Source organism: Streptomyces sp. NPDC088812 (assembly GCF_044750285.1).
Lineage (GTDB): Bacteria > Actinomycetota > Actinomycetes > Streptomycetales > Streptomycetaceae > Streptomyces.
Window position 1 is genome coordinate 70,395 of the sequence record NZ_JBIVJP010000016.1, and the last position, 16,564, is coordinate 86,958.

The window sequence follows — 16,564 nt, forward strand, 5'->3', positions numbered from 1 at the left end:
AGCGACTGCGGGCCACGCTGGTGTCCGTGCCGCAGGTACGACCGGTGTACGGCGAAACGGCGTTGGCGCACGAGGACGGGACCCTGGCCGTCCTGGCAGTGGCCGCCACGGCGATACTGCTCGCGCCGCCGGACCTGCCCCCGGTGTCGCTCAGGGCCCGGCGGACCCTGGCGCTGGTGGGCCTGCGGTACGGCCCGACTGGGACCGACGGGGCTTCGGGTGGCCGGCGGCCGACGGCCGGCCTACCTCCGCAGGCTCTCGCCGGTCCGTCCGCCCGGGGACAGCAGGATGACCGTGTCCCCCGGCCGGAGCGGTGGCGTGCTGCCGCCCGTGACCGGATCGAGCCGGCCGTCCCGCCGCACGAGGAACAGCGGATCACTGCCGGGCCGCATGACGTCACCGGCCGGCTGCCCGAGGACGGCAGCCCCCTCCTCGTACCTGCGGGAGAACGTCGGCCAGGTCAGATCCGGGCCGAACAGAACCTCGCCACCGATGAACGGCGCCACCACGCCGTGGCTGTCGGCCGGTGCGTCGAGGCGGTGGACGGTACCCTCCACGCTGCCTCGCAGCAGCACCGCCGCCAGCGCGTTGAAGTCGTCCTCGGCGGTGAGGAAGTACACCGCCGTGATGCCTTCCAGCTCGGCGGCCTCGCCCGTGGCGGCGCCCAGCAGCTCACCGGGCGCGAGATCGACCCCGGCCTGCCGGATGCGTTCGCGCTGTTCCTCTTCACCTGCCCACATCAGCACCTCCAGTCCCGCCGACTTCAGGGCCACGCCCAGGTCGACCACCCAGGGGTCGCCGCCGACCAGCAGGGGCCGCGAGCGGGACGGGCGCACGACGCCCAGGCCCCGGGCGACGGGCGAGGCGGTGAGGCCGTACAGGGTCACGGTCGCGACGATGACCACGAACGTGGCCGGAAGGATCTTCGCCGCGCCGTCGATCCCCTTGGCCACCAAGCCGGCCGAGAACGTCGAGGCCGTGGCGGCCGCGACGATGCCGCGTGGCGCCATCCAGCCGATGAAGCCCCGCTCGCTGCGTGTCAGGTCGGTGCCGAGGGTGGACACCGCCGCGACGATCGGTCTGACGACCAGCACCAGCAAGGCGGCGAGCCCGAGCGCGGGCAGCCCCACATGGCGCAGCGAGTGCGGGGTGACGGTGGCCGAGATCGAGATGAAGAGCAGACCGAGGATCAGGCTGACCAGGGTCTCGAAGAAGGGCCGACGCGCGATGACGTCCATGCCAGGGAGGTTGATGGCGGTGTCGAAGGAACCGCACCCCACCCGGTTCCAGAAGACTCTGGCGCTGAACGACTGGTATCTGGGCGCGGACGACTGGGAGTATCCGCTCGGTGGCATCCAGATGCTCGGCAAGTCGGACGCCGACCAGATCCACGGCGAGGCGCCACGCTGGGCCGGTGCGGTCACGCCGGACATGCCCTTCGAGGTACTCGCCCACCACGCCGTCGACTTCTGGCTGTGCGGGGAGGACCTTCCGCTGCCCGAGAGCCGGGTCACCCTCGGCAAGGACGACGCCATCCATCTGGCGCTCGACGAGAAGAACAACATCGCCGGGCTGAAGCGCCTCCAGCACAAGCTGCGGGGAATGCTCGGACATCTGGGCATGCACGAGCACCACCTGCTGGACCACAGCATCTACCTGCACAAGGGCATGCCGATCGGCGCCACCGCGCACCAGGCCGGCACCGTGCGGTTCGGCGACGACCCACGGAGTTCGGCCCTCGACGTCCACTGCAAGGCCCACGACCTCGACAACCTCTACGTCGTGGACACCAGCTTCTTCCCGAGCATCGGCGCGGTGAACCCGTCCCTGACCGCCATCGCCAACGCCCTGCGGGTCGGCGACCACATCGCCGACCGGCTGAGCTGACGGGGCCCTCGCTGCGTGAACCGGCCGAACGCGGCTACAGGTTGTCGCCGGGTGCTCGGGCCGTCCGGGTGTCGGCACCGGTGAGCTCCTCCAGCTCACCCATGGTGTCCAGCCGGTACAGCAGCACCAGCGCCGGACCGACCAGCACGATCGCGATGCCCGTGACGATCAGCAGCCAGCGCAGGGTGTGAGCGGCTCCGGCCGCCTCGGCCACCGTCAGCGAGGTGGGCAGCACATAGGGCCGCTGCGCGAAGCCCCAGGCGCCGACGACCAGGGCGACGCTCGCCACCGAGGTGTAGCGGGACCAGCGGTGGGACCGGCGCAGCAAGAGCAGCACCGTGGCCAGACCGCAGACCGCGGCCAGGATGACCAGCACCAGCCCCCAGCCCCCGGTGAGGCCGTCCCAGACGTACCGGGCGTCGTCGTGGGTGACGGGCAGACCGATGAGCGCGAGGACCACGACGGCGCCGAAGGCGATCAGCGCCCGCAGGCGGAAGTAGTCGACGAGATCGGGCGCGTCGAACCGCAGGGCGTCGGAGCAGAGGAACACCGCCCCGAGGAACGCGGTGGCCGCGACGGCCAGCAGACCCGTGAGGACGGAGGTGCCATTGGCCCAGGCGTCCGCGGAGGCGGTCGTGCCGACCTTGACCCGCCCGGAGGCGATGCCGCCGAGCACCGCCCCGAAGAAGAACGGCGTCACCAGTGAGGAGACGGCGAACATCGCGCCGTAGACCCGTTGCCGGGCCAGGCGGCGGGTCGGCTTGCGCAGGGCGAATCCGGCGCCGCGGAGCACCAGGCCGACGGCGGCGAGGGCGAGCGGCAGCCACATCGCGGCGAACACGGCCTGGAACATCGTCGGGAAGCCGGTCCACATGATGACCAGAACGAAGATCAACCAGACGTTGTTGGCCTCCCAGACCGGTGCCATGGCGTGGTCGATGAGCCAGCGGGGCCGTTTGCCGCGCTCCGCGCCGCCGGCCAGCAGGTCCCAGAAGCCGGCACCGTAGTCGGTGCCTCCGGCGCAGGCGTAGGCGGCGATCGCGATCACCAGTACCCATGCGATGAGTTCCGCCATCACGACTCACCGCCGGAGGTGCGGCTGGACGCGGCCCCGGCGGATGGGTGCTCGGGCTCGCTCCTGGGCCCGTACGGGGTGTCGGTCTCCGGCGGCGGTTCGGCGCGCGCGGCGGCCGAGCCCTCGTCGGCGATGCGCCAGCGGGTACGCATCTTCAGGACGACGGCGAGGAAGGAGCCGAAGACGGCCACGTACACGAGGATGACGATGCCGAGCATCGCCCACAGCGATCCGGCGCGGGTACCGGTCACCGCCTCCGAGACCCTCATGTGGTGGTAGACGATCCAGGGCTGACGGCCGACCTCGGTGGTGATCCAGCCGCACTCGACGGTGACCAGGCAGGCGACGCCCGCGAGCGCGGCGCAGCGGTAGAACCAGCGGCTGCGGGGGTTGTCGCGGTGCCGCCACCAGGACCAGGCGTAGCAGAGCGCCAGCAGGATCAGCACGCTGCCGACGGTGACCATGATGTCGAAGGCCCAGTGGGCGATGGTGGCCTGGACGACGGTGGGGCGGTCGGCGGCCGGCACCGACGTCAGCCCGGTCACCTGGGTGCTGGGCTTGAAGCCGGCGAGGATCGAGTCCAGCTGGGGGATCTTGAGTCCACCGGAGATCGTCCCGTCACTGTTCAGTCGCCCGAACATGTACTCGGGCACATGGGTGTCGGTCTTCCAGACGATCTCCATGGCGGCGAACTTGATCGGCTGCTTGTGGAAGACGGCGCGGGCGGCGGAGTCGCCGAGCATGAACTGGACCGGTGTGAGGATCGCGGCGACCGTGAACGGCACGGTGAAGCCGAGCCGGTGGTAGTGGTCACGGCGCCCACGCAGCCAGCCGACCGCGTACACACCGGCGACCACATACCCGGCGGTCAGGAACATCGCGACGGCGAAGTGCCAGTACTCCGGGCCGAACATCGGTGTGAAGATCGCCTGCCGCACGTCGACGTGGATCGGCTTGCCCTCGAGGCTGAATCCCTGGGGCGTGTTCATCCAGGAGTTGGCCGCGATGATGCCGAACGCCCCCATCAGGGCGGTCAGCGGCAGCGGTACGGCGAGCCAGAAGTGGGTCCAGGGCTTGAGCCTGCGCCAGCCGTAGAGGTAGATCGCGATCAGGACGGCCTCGAGGAAGAACGCCCATGCCTCGACGCCGAACCCGAGGCCGAAGACGTCACCCCAGCGGCCCATCATGCCGGGCCACAGCAAGCCGAACTCGAAGGACAGCACGGTGCCGGTGACGACGCCGATGGCGAACTGGACGGCCATCACCGCCGACCAGCGCCGGGCGAGCAGGAGGGCGACGGGATCGTCGCGACGCAGCCCTCGGTGGTGCATCAGCACAGTGATGAACGGCAGTGCCACACCGAACGGGACCAGCAGGATGTGCGAGGCCAGGGTGAAGGCCATCAGCTCACGCGCCGGCAGGAGTTGGTCCGGCGTGTTCGCGAGATGGACCGCTGTGCTGAACATGTGCGCCTCGCAGGTCTGTCCCGCAGGAGGAAGCGGGGCTGAGGAAGGACAGGTCATGGAGGGCGCGGCCCGGAAAGGCCGGCCGGGGGTCCGTCGTCGGAACGCGGCGGGGGCGCCTTCGCCTCGGGCGGCCCGGCGGCTGGACGGTGCCGCCCGCTCCGGTGCCGCCCGCTCCGGCCCGCGTACGCACCCGACTGCCCCGAACCGGCTGCCGGGCCCGGCAGCCGGTTCGGGGCGCGTCGTCCAGGGGCTTCGTTCCGGGGGCGTGCGCGGCGAACAGCCCGGCGGACCCCCGCCGGGGATCGCCGTCCGGCGGGGCGTGACGTGCTCCCGCGTCGGAGATCAGCCTCCCGTGGCGAAGCCGGGGAAGAGTGTCATTCCGCCGTCGACGTAGAGGGTGGTGCCGACGACGTAGTCGAGCAGGTCGGACGCCACGGCGACGACGGCGTTGGCGATGTCGTCCGGGTCGCCCACCCGGCGGTACGGGATCAGGCGCAGCAGGTCGGCCTCGGCCTCGGGCGTGGACCAGGCGTCGCGGTTGATCGGCGTGCGGATGGCGCCGGGCGCCACCGCGTTGACCCTGATCCGCTTCGGGGCCAGCTCCTGGGCGAGGGTCTGCATCAGCATGCCCACACCGCCCTTGGAGGAGGCGTAGTTCACGTGCCCCGACCACGGGACGATCTGGTGGACCGAGCTCATGCAGATGATCTTTCCCGCCGACCGGGAGACCTCCTCCACCACGCCGCGCCGCATGAACTCCTTGGCGGCCTCCCGCGCGCACAGGAACTGGCCGGTCAAGTTGACGTCGATGACCTTCTGCCACTGGGCGAGCGTCATCTCCGTCACGGCTGCGTCCCGCTGGAGGCCCGCGTTGGCCACCATGATGTCGATGGTGCCGAACTCCTCCACCATCCGCGCGACCATGGCGGTCACCTGGTCCTCGTCGGACACGTCGGCCTCGTGGGCGTAGGCGCGGACCCCGAAGCTTTCGATCTCCTTCACGACGTTCTCCGCCTCGTGCGCACCGACGACGTAGTTCACCACGACGTCCGCTCCGGCGCGGCCCAGGGCAACGGCGGTCGCCAGGCCGATGCCCGAGTTGGCACCGGTCACCAACGCCTTCTGCCCCTTGAGGAGTTGCGAGGACGTCGTCCCGCGGTTCTCGACTTTCGCTGCCACCACGATCTCTCCTTGGGCGTTTTCGACGGCACGCCCTCAGGAAGCGGGCGGCGCACATGAGGAAGGCCGGGACTCGGCCGGCCCGCCAGGACAGACACAGGAGCCGTCGCACACCCGGCCCTCAGACGAAAGCACCCTGTGGCGCGGGCGTGTCCGACCGGCACGCGGTGCCGCCGCTTCGGCGTGGCCTGTCACACGGTCGGGCTACGCGCCGCCCGGCCCCTTCCCCGGCCGGCGCCCTGCCGGCCCGCCGGGGAGATGGGATGACGCCAAGCCCGCTCGCGGATGGCAGCGGGGGCCGCCGACGTTCCCGGCGCCGACGGCGACCGCGCTGCCGGTGGCGTCGGCGACAGCCACCCTCGAACAGGCTGCGGCACAGCAGCGCGCCGTCGGGCACGACCGGCGTCCAGGCCGATCTCGGTCCGGCATCCTCCGAGGCGGGAGGCCGAAGCTCGCCGACCGGCAACGAGGAAACCGGACACCACCGGGGCGGAACCCGGAGCCGGTCCGGTGGATCCGTGGGCCCGACGGGAGACATCGCAGCTCCGCCACCGGGCCAGGGACCCTGTGGCGGAGCTGCTCGGCCTAGCGGGCAGGCGAGCCGCTATGGGCGTCGGACGCGGACTGCCACGCCCGCATGCCCGCCAGGGACGCCTCCTTGCCCTGACGCCATTTCATGGCCACTTGCTCGGACGGGGGCACGTCCATGTCGCGGATCATGCGCCGCCCCGCCGTGAACAAGGCGAAGGCCGCGACGGCCATTCCGGCGCATGCCACCCCGGCACCGGCTGCGGTGAGCACGGCACCGGCCTTGAGGAGCCGGGTGTCGATCTCGATCACCCGCTGGGAGTGATGGTGGTGCTGGTTCATGAGTCCACCATCCAACGGCGGTGACCACCTCGCATCCCGGCCTTGCGGGAAGCCGCCGTCGATGGCGATCCTTTGCCGGCCGGCTTCGAAGACGACCCGCGCACGGCTGTCGAGAGGCTTCACCGGTTTTCGCGTTCCGCACTGTGTGCGCCGGTCAGCGGCGCGCTGCCGCCGATGTCCGGCCCTGCCGCGCCGAAGAAGGCCGTGGCCCGGTGCGCGGTGTCGGGGTCAGCCGGTTCGCCGGTGCTGCGGACCTGGTGCAGCAGGGCGCCGCCCCAGACCATGTCCAGGTAGCCGGCGGTACGCCGGAGCATGCCCACCAGGGGCTCGGCGTCGTGGGCCTGGCCGCGGGCGAAGGTGCTGACGGCCCACAGGGTCTTGCCGCCCATTCGGGTGCGGAAGCACAGCTCGGGGCTGCTCATCCAGCGGGCCCAGTAGTCCAGGTAGAGCTTGGCCTGCGCGGAGACGCTGTACCAGTAGAGGGGGGACACCACCACGATGTCCGTGTGCTCCAGGGTCGCGTCCAGCAGCAGTTTCTCGTGCCCGGCCACCCCTGGGCGGCCGTCCTCGGCCGGGGCGGAGGAGGCGGGGCCGAAGCCTTCCGCTCCCGGGAGGGGCAGCCCGCCCAGCGACAGCCAGCTCCGCTCGGCCCGCGGGGGGAGCCCCTCGGCCGCGCGGCGGGCCAGCCGCTCGGACGCACCGCCCGGTCGGGGGCCGCCCAGCATGAAGGCGAAGCTCCGTGCGCGGTCCTGGTCGAGCGCCCGGCCCGCCGTCCTGCCCGGCGCGGCCTCAGTCATGGGCCGGTACGGCCGCACCGGTGCCGGCGCCGGAGTCGGAGCCGGGGCGCGCCACGAGGCCCAGGTGACGCTCGGCGTCCTGGCGCAGCTCCTCGGTGTACCGGACCGCGCCGCCCGGTCCCGCGTAGCGTCGTGCCCGCACCCCGCTGGTGCGGCGCAGCACGGTGATGCTGTTCTGCATCAGCTTCTGCGACTCCAGGAGGTTCACCACCTCCAGCTCGCCGGGGTGGGCCTGCTGGAACTTCGCGATGTAGCGCAGCAGGGCCTCGCCCTCCGGGTAGGTCATCAGGTAGTGCATGACCACGAGCCCGCCGTCCGGGTTGATCAGGTCCCAGAAGTGGTCGAAGAAGTACAGGCACTCCCAGGCGTCGACCCAGGCGAGGTCGATGGGCGGGAAGTCGTCGGGGAGGCGCTCGGCGGCGTCCTTGAGGTCGGCGTTCACCACCGTCACCCAGCCGTCGAGGTCCAGCTCGCGCAGGACCTCCTGGACGCGGCCGGCGGAGGAGTCGGCGATGGACAGGTTGTCCACGGCCACCAGGCGCGGCCGGTAGGGCTCCAGGTGGTGCGAGGGGGACACCAGCGGAGGGTCGGCCAGCAGCCACGAGTCGTCCAGCTCCGCCCCCCGGGCGAGGTGCTCCCGGGTCTTGGCGGCGAGCGCGACGGACTCCTGCCGCACGGCGTCCTCCGTGTCCGCCAGAGCGGCGGCGAGGTAGGGCGTGGTGTACCCCATGCCCACCTCCAGGACGCGTTCGGGCCGCAGCAGCTGGATCAGGTTCGCGAGCAGCGGGCCCACGACCTCGGTGCCCATGCCGGGGACGCTCAGCCCGGCCACCGCCTTGTGGAACTCCTCGGTGTGCAGCCTCTGGGTCATATCCGTCCTTCTTCCGCGTCAGGCATACCAGTGAATATCCTCGGAAAACCGCCGGGAAATATCGGAATACTCAAATCGATATCTTCCCATTTCTGGACAGACAGCCCCAATGCAAGCCCGCATTACCATGCACGCATGTCACACGATCACGCAGGGCACGAATCCGAACCCACCCGATGCGATCGGATGAACTGCGGAGCGGAACTGTGCGAGGCCGGGCTGCGCCGGTACCGGGAGACGACATCGGCGGGGGCGGTCGCCGAGGGGTCGGCCGAACACTGCGTCATCGCCCTCGGCCTGCTGGAGCCGGCGGTGAACGCCCCCGGGTACCTGGTTCCCGTGCCGCCCTGCGTCGCCGCCCACCGGGTGATGTCCCCCATCGAGGAACAAGTGGCGACCGATCGCCGCCGGCTCCTGCATCTCGGGGAGTCCTTCCATGCCGCGGGAGAGGTGTTCTCCGCGGCACGCAAAGGTGACCTGCCCAGCGCCACGATCCTGCGCGGCGGTGAGCTCATCGCCCGGACGGTCGACGCCTCGGTGGCCGCCTGCCGGTCCGCGTTGCTCACCGCGCAGCCCGGAGGCCGCCGGCCCCCGGAAATACTGGAAGCGGTGGCGGAACGCAACCTCGCGCTCCTGGCCAAGGGAATACGCCAGCGCACCCTCTACCAGCACTCGGTGTGGTCGCACCCGCCGACCGTGGAATACATCAAGAAGGTCGCGGCGGCCGGCGGGGAAATACGGACGGTGGACGAGATGTTCGACCGGCTCATCATCTGCGACCGGGAGGTGGCGTACATCCCCACCAACCCGGACTACTCCGACGAGGCGCTGGAGGTCCGTGATCCGGCGATCGTCTGGTTCCTCACCAATGTGTTCGAGTACGCCTGGGCGCGGGGCACGCCGGTCGACCCGAACGTGAGGAGCCGGCCGCGTGTCGTCGTCTCCGAGATCGAGCAGAGCATCATCCGCTTCCTCGTCGCCGGTCAGACCGACGAGAAGATCGCCCGTGGGCTGGGCGTCAGCCGGCGCACGGTGGCCGAGTACATCAGCCGCATCTCGCGTCAGCTCGGCAGCGTCAGCAGGGCACAGCTCGGCTATCTCATCGCCACGCACGGGCTGCTCCCCGACCAGATGCTCGCCGCCCCCGGGTTACCCGGGGAGACGCCAGGTGACGGCCGTCCGTAGGTTCCGTCCTGTCGAAGACCTTCGCGGAGGATGCGTAGCCGATCTCCGGGATCCTCTCGTGCGGCAGCGCGTCGCGAAGCCTGCCGCCGACCTGGCCGGCGATCGTGTCGGGGTGGCCCCCGGTCACGGACTCCGAGGTGCGCGGGCGAGGAGACATGTCAGGTGCTCCTGAGGGAGGGGAGTCCGACGGAAGGAGAGAGGGAGCCGCGGGCGCCCTCAGGGGACACCGCTGCTATCTCGTCGCGGACGGCGGCGCACACCTCTTCGACGTGGTCGAACAGGTAGAAGTGGCCGCCCGGCCAGGAGCGGGCGGTGGTCCGCGCCGTGGTGCGCTCGCCCCAGGGAGCGGCGGTCCGCGGACCGGCCACGGGGTCGTCCCCTCCCGTGAAGACGGTGAGCGGGGCCTGAAGCGGCGGGCCGGCGTGCACCTCGTAGGTGTCCACGATCGACAGGTCGCGGCGGAGCACCTCCACCATGAGCTCCAGCAGGTCGGGCATCTCGAAGACCTGCTCGGGGGTGCCGCCCAGGCCCCGCAGGAAAGTGATCAGCCGGTCCCTCGGCCACAGGTGACGCTGGGCCCGGTCCGGGCGGTGTCCGGGCGCGGGCGCCCCGGAGAGCCCCACCCACTGCGGCGTCAGCCCCTGCGCGGACAGCTCACGGGCCGTCTCGAAGGCGACCAGCGCGCCCATGCTGTGCCCGAAGACCGCGTAGCGGCCGGGCAGCAGGGCGCGGAGCTCGGGCACCAGGTACGCGGCGGCCTCGGCCGAGGTGCGGCAGGCTCGTTCCCCGGCGGCCATCAGCCGCCCGGGCAGGTCGACGGACCACAGGTTCCAGTCGGCGGGGAGCCACCGGGCGAAGGGCGCGAAGGACGCCGCCGACCCCCCGGCATGGTGCAGGAACACCAGGGTGAACGCCTCGCTCCCCGTCCCGTCCCCGGCGGGCACCGGGGCCAGCAGGCGCCGGAGGTCCTTGACCCCCGCCCCGAAGGTCGTGTTCATCGGCCCCGGTACTCCACGGCCGTGACGGCCCAGGTGAACCCCATGCCGCTGCTGGCGAGCAGCAGGAGGTCGCCCTCGGCGAGCCGCTTGTCGTCCAGCAGGTCCCGCAGGGCGATCAGCAGGTCGGAACCGCCCATGTGGCCGAGCCGGTCGTAGTTGAAGACGCTCTTCCCGGCCGGGATGCCCAGTCTCCCCAGCAGCCGTTCGTGCATGCCCCGGTCGCCCTGGTTGATCAGGAAGTACGCGACGTCGGAGACGTCCCTGCCCAGCGTGTCCAGCACGTCCCGGACGCGGGCCGGGAAGTTCTCCAGGTAGGCGTCGGCGAGACCGGGGCGACGGCCGCGCCGGCGCATCAGGACCCGGTCGTCCTCGACGTCCCCGGAGTAGTAGTCCGCCCAGGACGGGTCGGTGCGCATCGACGAGGTCAGCACCTCGAAGGCGGGGTCGCGCCGGCCGAGCAGAACCGCCGCGGGGGCGTCGCCGAAGTTGAACAGGGCCTTGGAGTCGGGGTCCTCGTGGTCGACGAGCCTGCTGAGCCGGTCCCCCACGATCACCAGGACGAACGGGCCGCCGCCCAGCGCGAGTTCGTTCAGACCGGTACGTACGGCGGTCATGCCGCCGTTGCAGAAGTTGGTCACCTCGAAGCAGTGCGCGCGGGAGATGTCCAGTTCCTGCGCGACCCGGGCCGCCGGCGACCAGAAGGGCAGGTCCCACTCCCCCGAGCCCGCGTAGACGACGTGACTGACGTCGTCGGGCGAGACCTCGTTGCGTTCCAGCACCGCCCGTGCGGCCTCGGCCGCCAGCTCCCACGCCTGCTCGTGGTCCCCCAGGACGGGGAACCGCTCGGTGTGGGTGATGGCGAGGATGTCCTCGACCGCCACCCCGGATTCCGCGTGCAGGTGGTGCACGTCCACGCGGGACGCGGGAAAGCGCACCTCGAAGTCGACTATGCCGCCCATGGCCCTCTCCGTCGTCGTGCCGTCCGGCTCCGGTCCGCCCCTCGGCGCACGGCCGCTCACCGCGCCTCCTCGTCCTGTGCGACGAGCAGGCGCAGCCGGTTCAGGTGGGTGAGCCCGGCCAGGACCGACGGTGTCGGCAGTCCGAAGTCGATGAGGCAGGCCACCTCGTCCACACCGATCTCCCGGAAGCGGGCCATGCTGCCGCGCACCTTCTCCACCGTTCCCAGCAGACCGCCGCCGTCGAAGTAGCGGTCGAAGGAGCGGCCGACGATGAACTCCACGTCCTCGGGCCCGAGCCGCGAGGCGTCGATCCGGCGGCCGTCCAGCTGGGAGCCCAGCAGCAGGCCGAGCGAGCTGCGCAGATAGTCGCTCAGCGGACCGCGGACCGCCTCGCGGACGACGTCCTCGTCCTCCCCGAGGTAGGTGTGCACCATGAGGGCGACATGACCGGTCCATCCGTCCCCGCCCCGCTCCGTGACCGCCTTGCGGTACTCGGTGATCTTCAGGGCGAGGTCGTCCAGGTCCTGGCCGAGCAGGTGGGTCAGCAGCCCGGCACCGAGCTGCCCCGCGTTGCGGAAGGTCTCCACGCTTCCCGAGCTGGTCACCCAGACGGGCAGCTCGGACTGGACCGGCGGCGGGAAGACGCCGAGCCGGCGCGTGGTCCCGACGCCGTCGGTCACCGACAGCTTCTCGCCCCGCCACAGCGCCCGTACCTGCTCGATGCGCTCCAGGAGGAGCTGCCGGCGGTTGTCGTAGTTCTCCGGGCAGAGGGCGAAGTCGGTGGCGTGCCAGCCGGAGGCGAAGGACAGTCCGACCCGGCCGTTGGACAGGTTGTCCACGACCGACCACTCCTCGGCGATCCGCAGCGGATGGTGCAGCGGTGCCACCACGCTGCCGGCCCGTATCCCGACGCGCTCGGTGACCGCCGCCACCGCCGCCGCGGTCACCGACGGGTTCGGGTAGAGGCCCCCGAAGGGGTGGAAGTGCCGTTCCGGCGTCCACACGGCCGAGAAGCCGTTGCGGTCCGCGAAGCGGGCGCCCTCCAGCAGGAGTTCGTAGCGATCCTTCTCCTTCTCGGTGCTGTCGTTGGCGAAGTAGAAGAGGCTGACATCCATGGTGCTTCCTCAGGCTGCCGGGACCGGGTCGTCCGGCGGACGGATCCGCGCGGCGACGCGGTGGACGGACTGGGCGGCGAACGGACCGGGCGGCGGACGGACCGGGCGGCGGACGGACTAGGCGGCGGACGGACTAGGCGACCGGCTCCTCGGCGGCGGGTGACGAGGTCCGGCGGGTCCCGGCGGCCCAGGACGCCACCGCCGGGGCCATCAGGCCGGCGCCGAGCAGCAGGCCCGAGAAGACGATCCAGCCGCCCGCGCCCAGACGGGCGAGCAGCGCGGTGGCCAGCGCCGGCGTCACCACCGTGCCGAGCTGGGTCGACATGCCGAACATCCCCTGGTACTGGCCCTGCGCGTGGTCCGGGGCCAGCCCGAAGGCCAGCGACCAGGAGCCGGCGCTGTAGAACATCTCGCCGACCACGTGGACGAGAGCGCCCGCCAGCAGGATCAGCACGGCGAGCCAGACGGGACGGTCCGCCGCCAGGGCGAAGAGCAGACAGCACACCGCGAGCAGAACTCCCGACCTGCGCAGCGTCCGGGCCCCGCCCGGTACGTCGTCACTGCCCTTGCTCGCCCGCACCTGGAACAGCACGACCACGACGGTGTTGAGGACGATGATCGCCGAGTACAGCCACTCGGGCGCCGTCGTCCGGTCCGCCAGCCAGACGGGCAGTGCCACGGTGAGCATGGCGACGTTCATCACGAGGACCGAGTTGAGCAGTGCCACCACGGCGTAGGGGGCGTCGCGCAGCACCACCCACTCCGACCCGGACCGCTCCCTGGGCACCGGCGCCACCTGAGGGACCGCCAGGTAGGCCAGTCCGGCCACCACGAACATCGCACCGCCCGCGACCAGCAGGCCGACGTAGCCGCCGCGGTCGTCGACGTACAGGGCGACCGCCCCGGCCACGGCCCCCAGCGACACACCCAGGTTGCTGACCGCCCGCATGTAGGACCAGGCGCGCACCCGCTCCTCCTGCGGGATCAGCCCGGCGATCAGCGCGCCGCGGGCCGCGTCCGTCGAGGACTCCGCCACCAGCGCCAGGCTGGTGACGACCACCAGACCGGTGAAGCCGTCGACGAAGCCGTAGCCGGCGACGAACACGCCGAGCAGCAGCAGGAAGCCCACCGTGGTGTTGCGCGGCCCGGTCACATCGGCCAGCCGGCCCGCCGGGATGCTGGCGGCCATGCCCAGCGCGGCACCGATCGTCATGGCCAGACCGACCCGTTCGGCGGGGATGCCCACGGTCCGGATGAAGAACAGCACGCTGACCGACATGAGGATGCCGTGGCCCGCCGTCTTGGCCAGATTGCTCAGACACAGGGTGCGCACCACACCCTTGGGCGGAACGATGTTCTCGAGGAATGACACGGAATCTCCTAGCCGGCCGTGGGCGCCGGGCGAAGCGACCTGAGGTCGGACGTGATGCGGGGCCGGTCGATCTTGCCGTTGGCGTTGAGCGGCATCGTCTCCAGGAGCCGGAAACGGCGCGGCACCATGTGGACGGGCAACTGCTTGCGCAGGGCCCGGGCGAGGACGCCCGGCTCGGCCGGCTCGCCGGTGTAGCAGCCCACGAGCTCGGTGTCGTCCCCGTCGCGCAGCGCGACCACGACGGCCTGGCGCACGGCGGGGTGCCGGCGCAGGACGGCCTCGATCTCGCCGAGTTCGACGCGGTAGCCGCGCACCTTCACCTGGTTGTCCAGCCGGCCCAGGTGCACGAGGTGTCCGTCCTCCCACCGCACCCGGTCACCGGTGCGGTAGTAGTGCTCCGCCGTCAGCTCCCCCTCACCGTCGTACACGGTGACGCCGTCCTCGCCGTACAGCAGGAAGCGCCCGTCGTCGTCGGTGGGATCGAGGTAGCCGTCGAAGCGCTGGGAGCCGCGTACCACCAGCTCGCCCTCCGCGGCGGGGCGGCCCCGCTCGTCGAGCACCAGGTGCTCCAGGAAGCCGTGGACGGGGCCGATCGGCACCGTGTCGTTGGAGGTCTTCGGCCACTGCCCGGTGTCGGCCGGCAGGGTGTACTCGGTGCAGGCGACGGTGAGTTCGGTGGGACCGTAGACGTTCACGAGCGTCGCCTCCGGCGCCACCGCGCGCCAGGATTCCGCCTGGTCGTACGAGAGCTGCTCACCGATGAAGACGCTCATCCGCAGCCCGGTCGCCCGTCCGGTCGGCAGATTGCCCAGCTCCGCGCTGACCGATACCACGGACGGCACCGAGAACCAGTGCGTGATCCTGTGGTCCGAGACGTAGTCGACGGGCGACAGCAGTTCGGCCCGGCCGGGCACGACGAGGGTCGCACCACCGCCCCAGGTGACGAACAGGTCGAACACCGACGGGTCGAAGGTGAGGTCGAAGGTGTGCGACATCCGGCAGCCCGGTCCCACGCCGAACCGCGCGATGTTGTGTGCGAGGTACGGGGAGACGTTGCGGTGCCGGACGGGCACTCCCTTGGGCCGTCCGGTCGACCCCGAGGTGAACAGCACGTACGCCACCTCGTCCGGGGACGAGGCCGGCCCGGGCAGCGGGCGCGCGGGCGCGACGCCCGCGCGCCCGGCGGCCGCCACCTCGTCCGCGGCCAGCCGCAGCGCGGTCGGTACGGCACCGCCGAGCTCCTTGTCGAGCTGGGCCGCGTCGGCGGCGTCCGCGATCAGCACCTCGCTCCGGGCCAGTTCGCAGATCATGCGGTTGCGCGAGGCCGGGAAGGCGGGGTTCACGGGGGTGACCGTGGCGCCCAGGCGCAGGGCCGCCAGGTAGCCGACCAGGGACACCACGCTGCGGGTCGCCATCACGGAGACACGGGCGGGTGGCGCGCCGTGCTCCTCGACGAGGCGGCCGGCGACCGCCTCGGCCGCGGTGCGCAGCTCTCCGTAGGTGAGCCGTTCGCCACCCGCCTCCAGCGCCGGCAGGTCGGGGTGGCGGACCGCGGACCGCTCGAACCACTCGTACATCGTCAGCACGTCAGTCACGGCCCGTCCCCCCGGCGGCCTCGTCGGTGCCCAGGCCGGGCGCGTCGAGGCGCATGGTGGTGGGCGGCTCCTGCCGTACGGGCTCGATGGACAGCAGCTCGACGCCCTCGTGGTCCGCGGCACCGGCTTCGCCGGGCAGGACGTCGGAGCGTACGCCCTCGTACGGGGCGAACCCGGCGAAGCGGTAGGCGACCTCCATCATCCGGTTGCGTTCGGTGCGCCGGAAGTCCGCGAGGAGCCGCACCCCGGAGCGGGCCGCCTCGTCGATGAGCCAGCGCAGCAGCACGGCGCCGGCGCCGAAGGAGACCACCCGGCAGGACGTGGCGAGCAGCTTGAGCAGCCAGGCGCCGGGATGCCTCTGGAGCAGCACGATGCCCACGGCCCCGTGGTCGCCGAACCGGTCGCGCAGCTGGACCACGAGCACCTCGTGCGCCGGGTCGGCCAGCAGGGCACGCAGTCGCTCGTCGCCGTAGTGGACGCCCGTGGCGTTCATCTGGCTGGTGCGCAGGGTCAGTTCCTCGACCCGGGCCAGGTCGGGCTCGGTGGCCCGGCGGATGGTCATCTCCAGGCCGAGGGTGCGCAGGAAGTCCTCGTCCGGCCCGGCGAACTCCTCGCGGGCCGCCTCCCGGCTGAAGCCGGCCTGGTACATCTCGCGGCGACGCCGTGAGTCGGCGGTCACGACGGGGCTGAACTCCGGCAGCGAGGCCAGCTCCGCGGCCTGCTCCGCCGGGTAGCACCGCACCGCGGGCAGGTGGTGGGCGACCTCGGCCCGCTCGGCGGGCTGGTCGTCGACGAAGGCGATGGTCCCGTGCGCGAAGTCGAGCCGTTCGGCGATCCGCCGCACGGACTCGGACTTGGGGCCCCAGCCGATGTGCGGAAGGACGAAGTACTCGGCGATCCCGAGCTTCTCCAGCCGTGCCCAGGCGTGGTCGTGGTCGTTCTTGCTGGCCACCGCCTGGAGGATGCCGCGCTCGTCCAGGACGCGGACGACGTCGCGTATCGGCTCGGGCAACGTGACCTCGCCGTCCTCCAGGAGGGTCCCGTTCCACAGGGTGTTGTCCAGGTCCCACACCAGGCACTTGACGGCGGGGGACGTTCCCGTCGGGGCGGCCGGGGACGTGCCCGTCGGGGCGGAGGGGTCCGTCGCGTCCATCCTGCCCTTCTCCGTTCTGCTTCCTGCTCCTGCTCCTGCTCC

General features: G+C 71.7%; 13 protein-coding genes and 2 pseudogenes. 2 read left to right on the forward strand and 13 right to left on the reverse strand.

The annotated features are described in order from the left end of the window. Window positions 1–242: 242 nt before the first annotated feature. Window positions 243–1,250: pseudogene (locus tag ACIP67_RS26500) on the reverse strand (sodium:proton exchanger); the annotation flags it as partial. On the opposite strand from ACIP67_RS26500, the pseudogene ACIP67_RS26505 reads away from it, so the two are divergent. Beyond that, a pseudogene (locus ACIP67_RS26505) lies at window positions 1,246–1,887 on the forward strand (GMC family oxidoreductase); the annotation flags it as partial. The pseudogenes ACIP67_RS26500 and ACIP67_RS26505 overlap by 5 nt on opposite strands. Window positions 1,888–1,921: 34 nt before the next feature. On the opposite strand, the gene ACIP67_RS26510 reads toward ACIP67_RS26505, so the two are convergent. From ACIP67_RS26510 to ACIP67_RS26535, 6 genes are all read right to left on the reverse strand, one after another. Then, window positions 1,922–2,962 carry a cytochrome d ubiquinol oxidase subunit II gene (locus ACIP67_RS26510; protein ID WP_401695236.1) on the reverse strand — a complete coding sequence of 347 codons (1,041 nt, stop codon included), beginning with the start codon at window positions 2,960–2,962 and terminating at the stop codon, window positions 1,922–1,924. Then, a complete protein-coding gene (locus tag ACIP67_RS26515) occupies window positions 2,962–4,428 on the reverse strand; it encodes a cytochrome ubiquinol oxidase subunit I (RefSeq protein ID WP_401695238.1) in 1,467 nt (488 codons plus the stop codon). The genes ACIP67_RS26510 and ACIP67_RS26515 overlap by 1 nt, the downstream gene beginning before the upstream one ends. Window positions 4,429–4,770: 342 nt before the next feature. Further along, window positions 4,771–5,607 (reverse strand): SDR family oxidoreductase, encoded by an 837-nt coding sequence (locus ACIP67_RS26520; RefSeq protein ID WP_401695457.1) that lies wholly within the window; start codon window positions 5,605–5,607, stop codon window positions 4,771–4,773. Window positions 5,608–6,192: 585 nt separating this feature from the next. After that, a complete protein-coding gene (locus tag ACIP67_RS26525) occupies window positions 6,193–6,477 on the reverse strand; it encodes a hypothetical protein (RefSeq protein WP_401695239.1) in 285 nt (94 codons plus the stop codon). 119 nt (window positions 6,478–6,596) lie between these two features. Further along, window positions 6,597–7,274 (reverse strand): flavodoxin family protein, encoded by a 678-nt coding sequence (locus ACIP67_RS26530; RefSeq protein ID WP_401695240.1) that lies wholly within the window; start codon window positions 7,272–7,274, stop codon window positions 6,597–6,599. Next, window positions 7,267–8,145 (reverse strand): class I SAM-dependent methyltransferase, encoded by an 879-nt coding sequence (locus tag ACIP67_RS26535; RefSeq protein WP_401695241.1) that lies wholly within the window; start codon window positions 8,143–8,145, stop codon window positions 7,267–7,269. The genes ACIP67_RS26530 and ACIP67_RS26535 overlap by 8 nt, the downstream gene beginning before the upstream one ends. A gap of 186 nt (window positions 8,146–8,331) precedes the next feature. On the opposite strand from ACIP67_RS26535, the gene ACIP67_RS26540 reads away from it, so the two are divergent. Further along, entirely contained in the window at window positions 8,332–9,330 is a 999-nt protein-coding gene (locus ACIP67_RS26540; RefSeq protein ID WP_401695242.1) for a LuxR C-terminal-related transcriptional regulator, read from the forward strand. 158 nt (window positions 9,331–9,488) lie between these two features. Here the strand turns inward: ACIP67_RS26540 and ACIP67_RS26545 are convergent, their stop codons facing one another. The 6 genes from ACIP67_RS26545 to ACIP67_RS26570 all read right to left on the reverse strand — a co-directional run bounded on the left by ACIP67_RS26545 (window position 9,489) and on the right by ACIP67_RS26570 (window position 16,522). Beyond that, on the reverse strand, window positions 9,489–10,328 hold the full coding sequence (locus ACIP67_RS26545; RefSeq protein WP_401695243.1) for a thioesterase II family protein: 840 nt from the start codon (window positions 10,326–10,328) through the stop codon (window positions 9,489–9,491). Further along, window positions 10,325–11,287 carry a 3-oxoacyl-ACP synthase III family protein gene (locus ACIP67_RS26550; protein ID WP_401695245.1) on the reverse strand — a complete coding sequence of 321 codons (963 nt, stop codon included), beginning with the start codon at window positions 11,285–11,287 and terminating at the stop codon, window positions 10,325–10,327. Before ACIP67_RS26550 ends, ACIP67_RS26545 begins: the two co-directional genes overlap by 4 nt. 56 nt (window positions 11,288–11,343) lie before the next feature. Further along, window positions 11,344–12,402 (reverse strand): MupA/Atu3671 family FMN-dependent luciferase-like monooxygenase, encoded by a 1,059-nt coding sequence (locus ACIP67_RS26555; RefSeq protein WP_401695247.1) that lies wholly within the window; start codon window positions 12,400–12,402, stop codon window positions 11,344–11,346. A 133-nt stretch (window positions 12,403–12,535) separates the two neighbouring features. Continuing rightward, on the reverse strand, window positions 12,536–13,774 hold the full coding sequence (locus ACIP67_RS26560; RefSeq protein ID WP_401695249.1) for an MFS transporter: 1,239 nt from the start codon (window positions 13,772–13,774) through the stop codon (window positions 12,536–12,538). Between the two features lie 8 nt (window positions 13,775–13,782). Beyond that, window positions 13,783–15,369, reverse strand: a complete 1,587-nt coding sequence (locus ACIP67_RS26565; RefSeq protein ID WP_401695251.1) for an amino acid adenylation domain-containing protein — start codon at window positions 15,367–15,369, stop codon at window positions 13,783–13,785. Further along, window positions 15,362–16,522 carry an HAD-IIIC family phosphatase gene (locus ACIP67_RS26570; RefSeq protein ID WP_401695253.1) on the reverse strand — a complete coding sequence of 387 codons (1,161 nt, stop codon included), beginning with the start codon at window positions 16,520–16,522 and terminating at the stop codon, window positions 15,362–15,364. Before ACIP67_RS26570 ends, ACIP67_RS26565 begins: the two co-directional genes overlap by 8 nt. Between the last annotated feature and the right edge of the window lie 42 nt (window positions 16,523–16,564).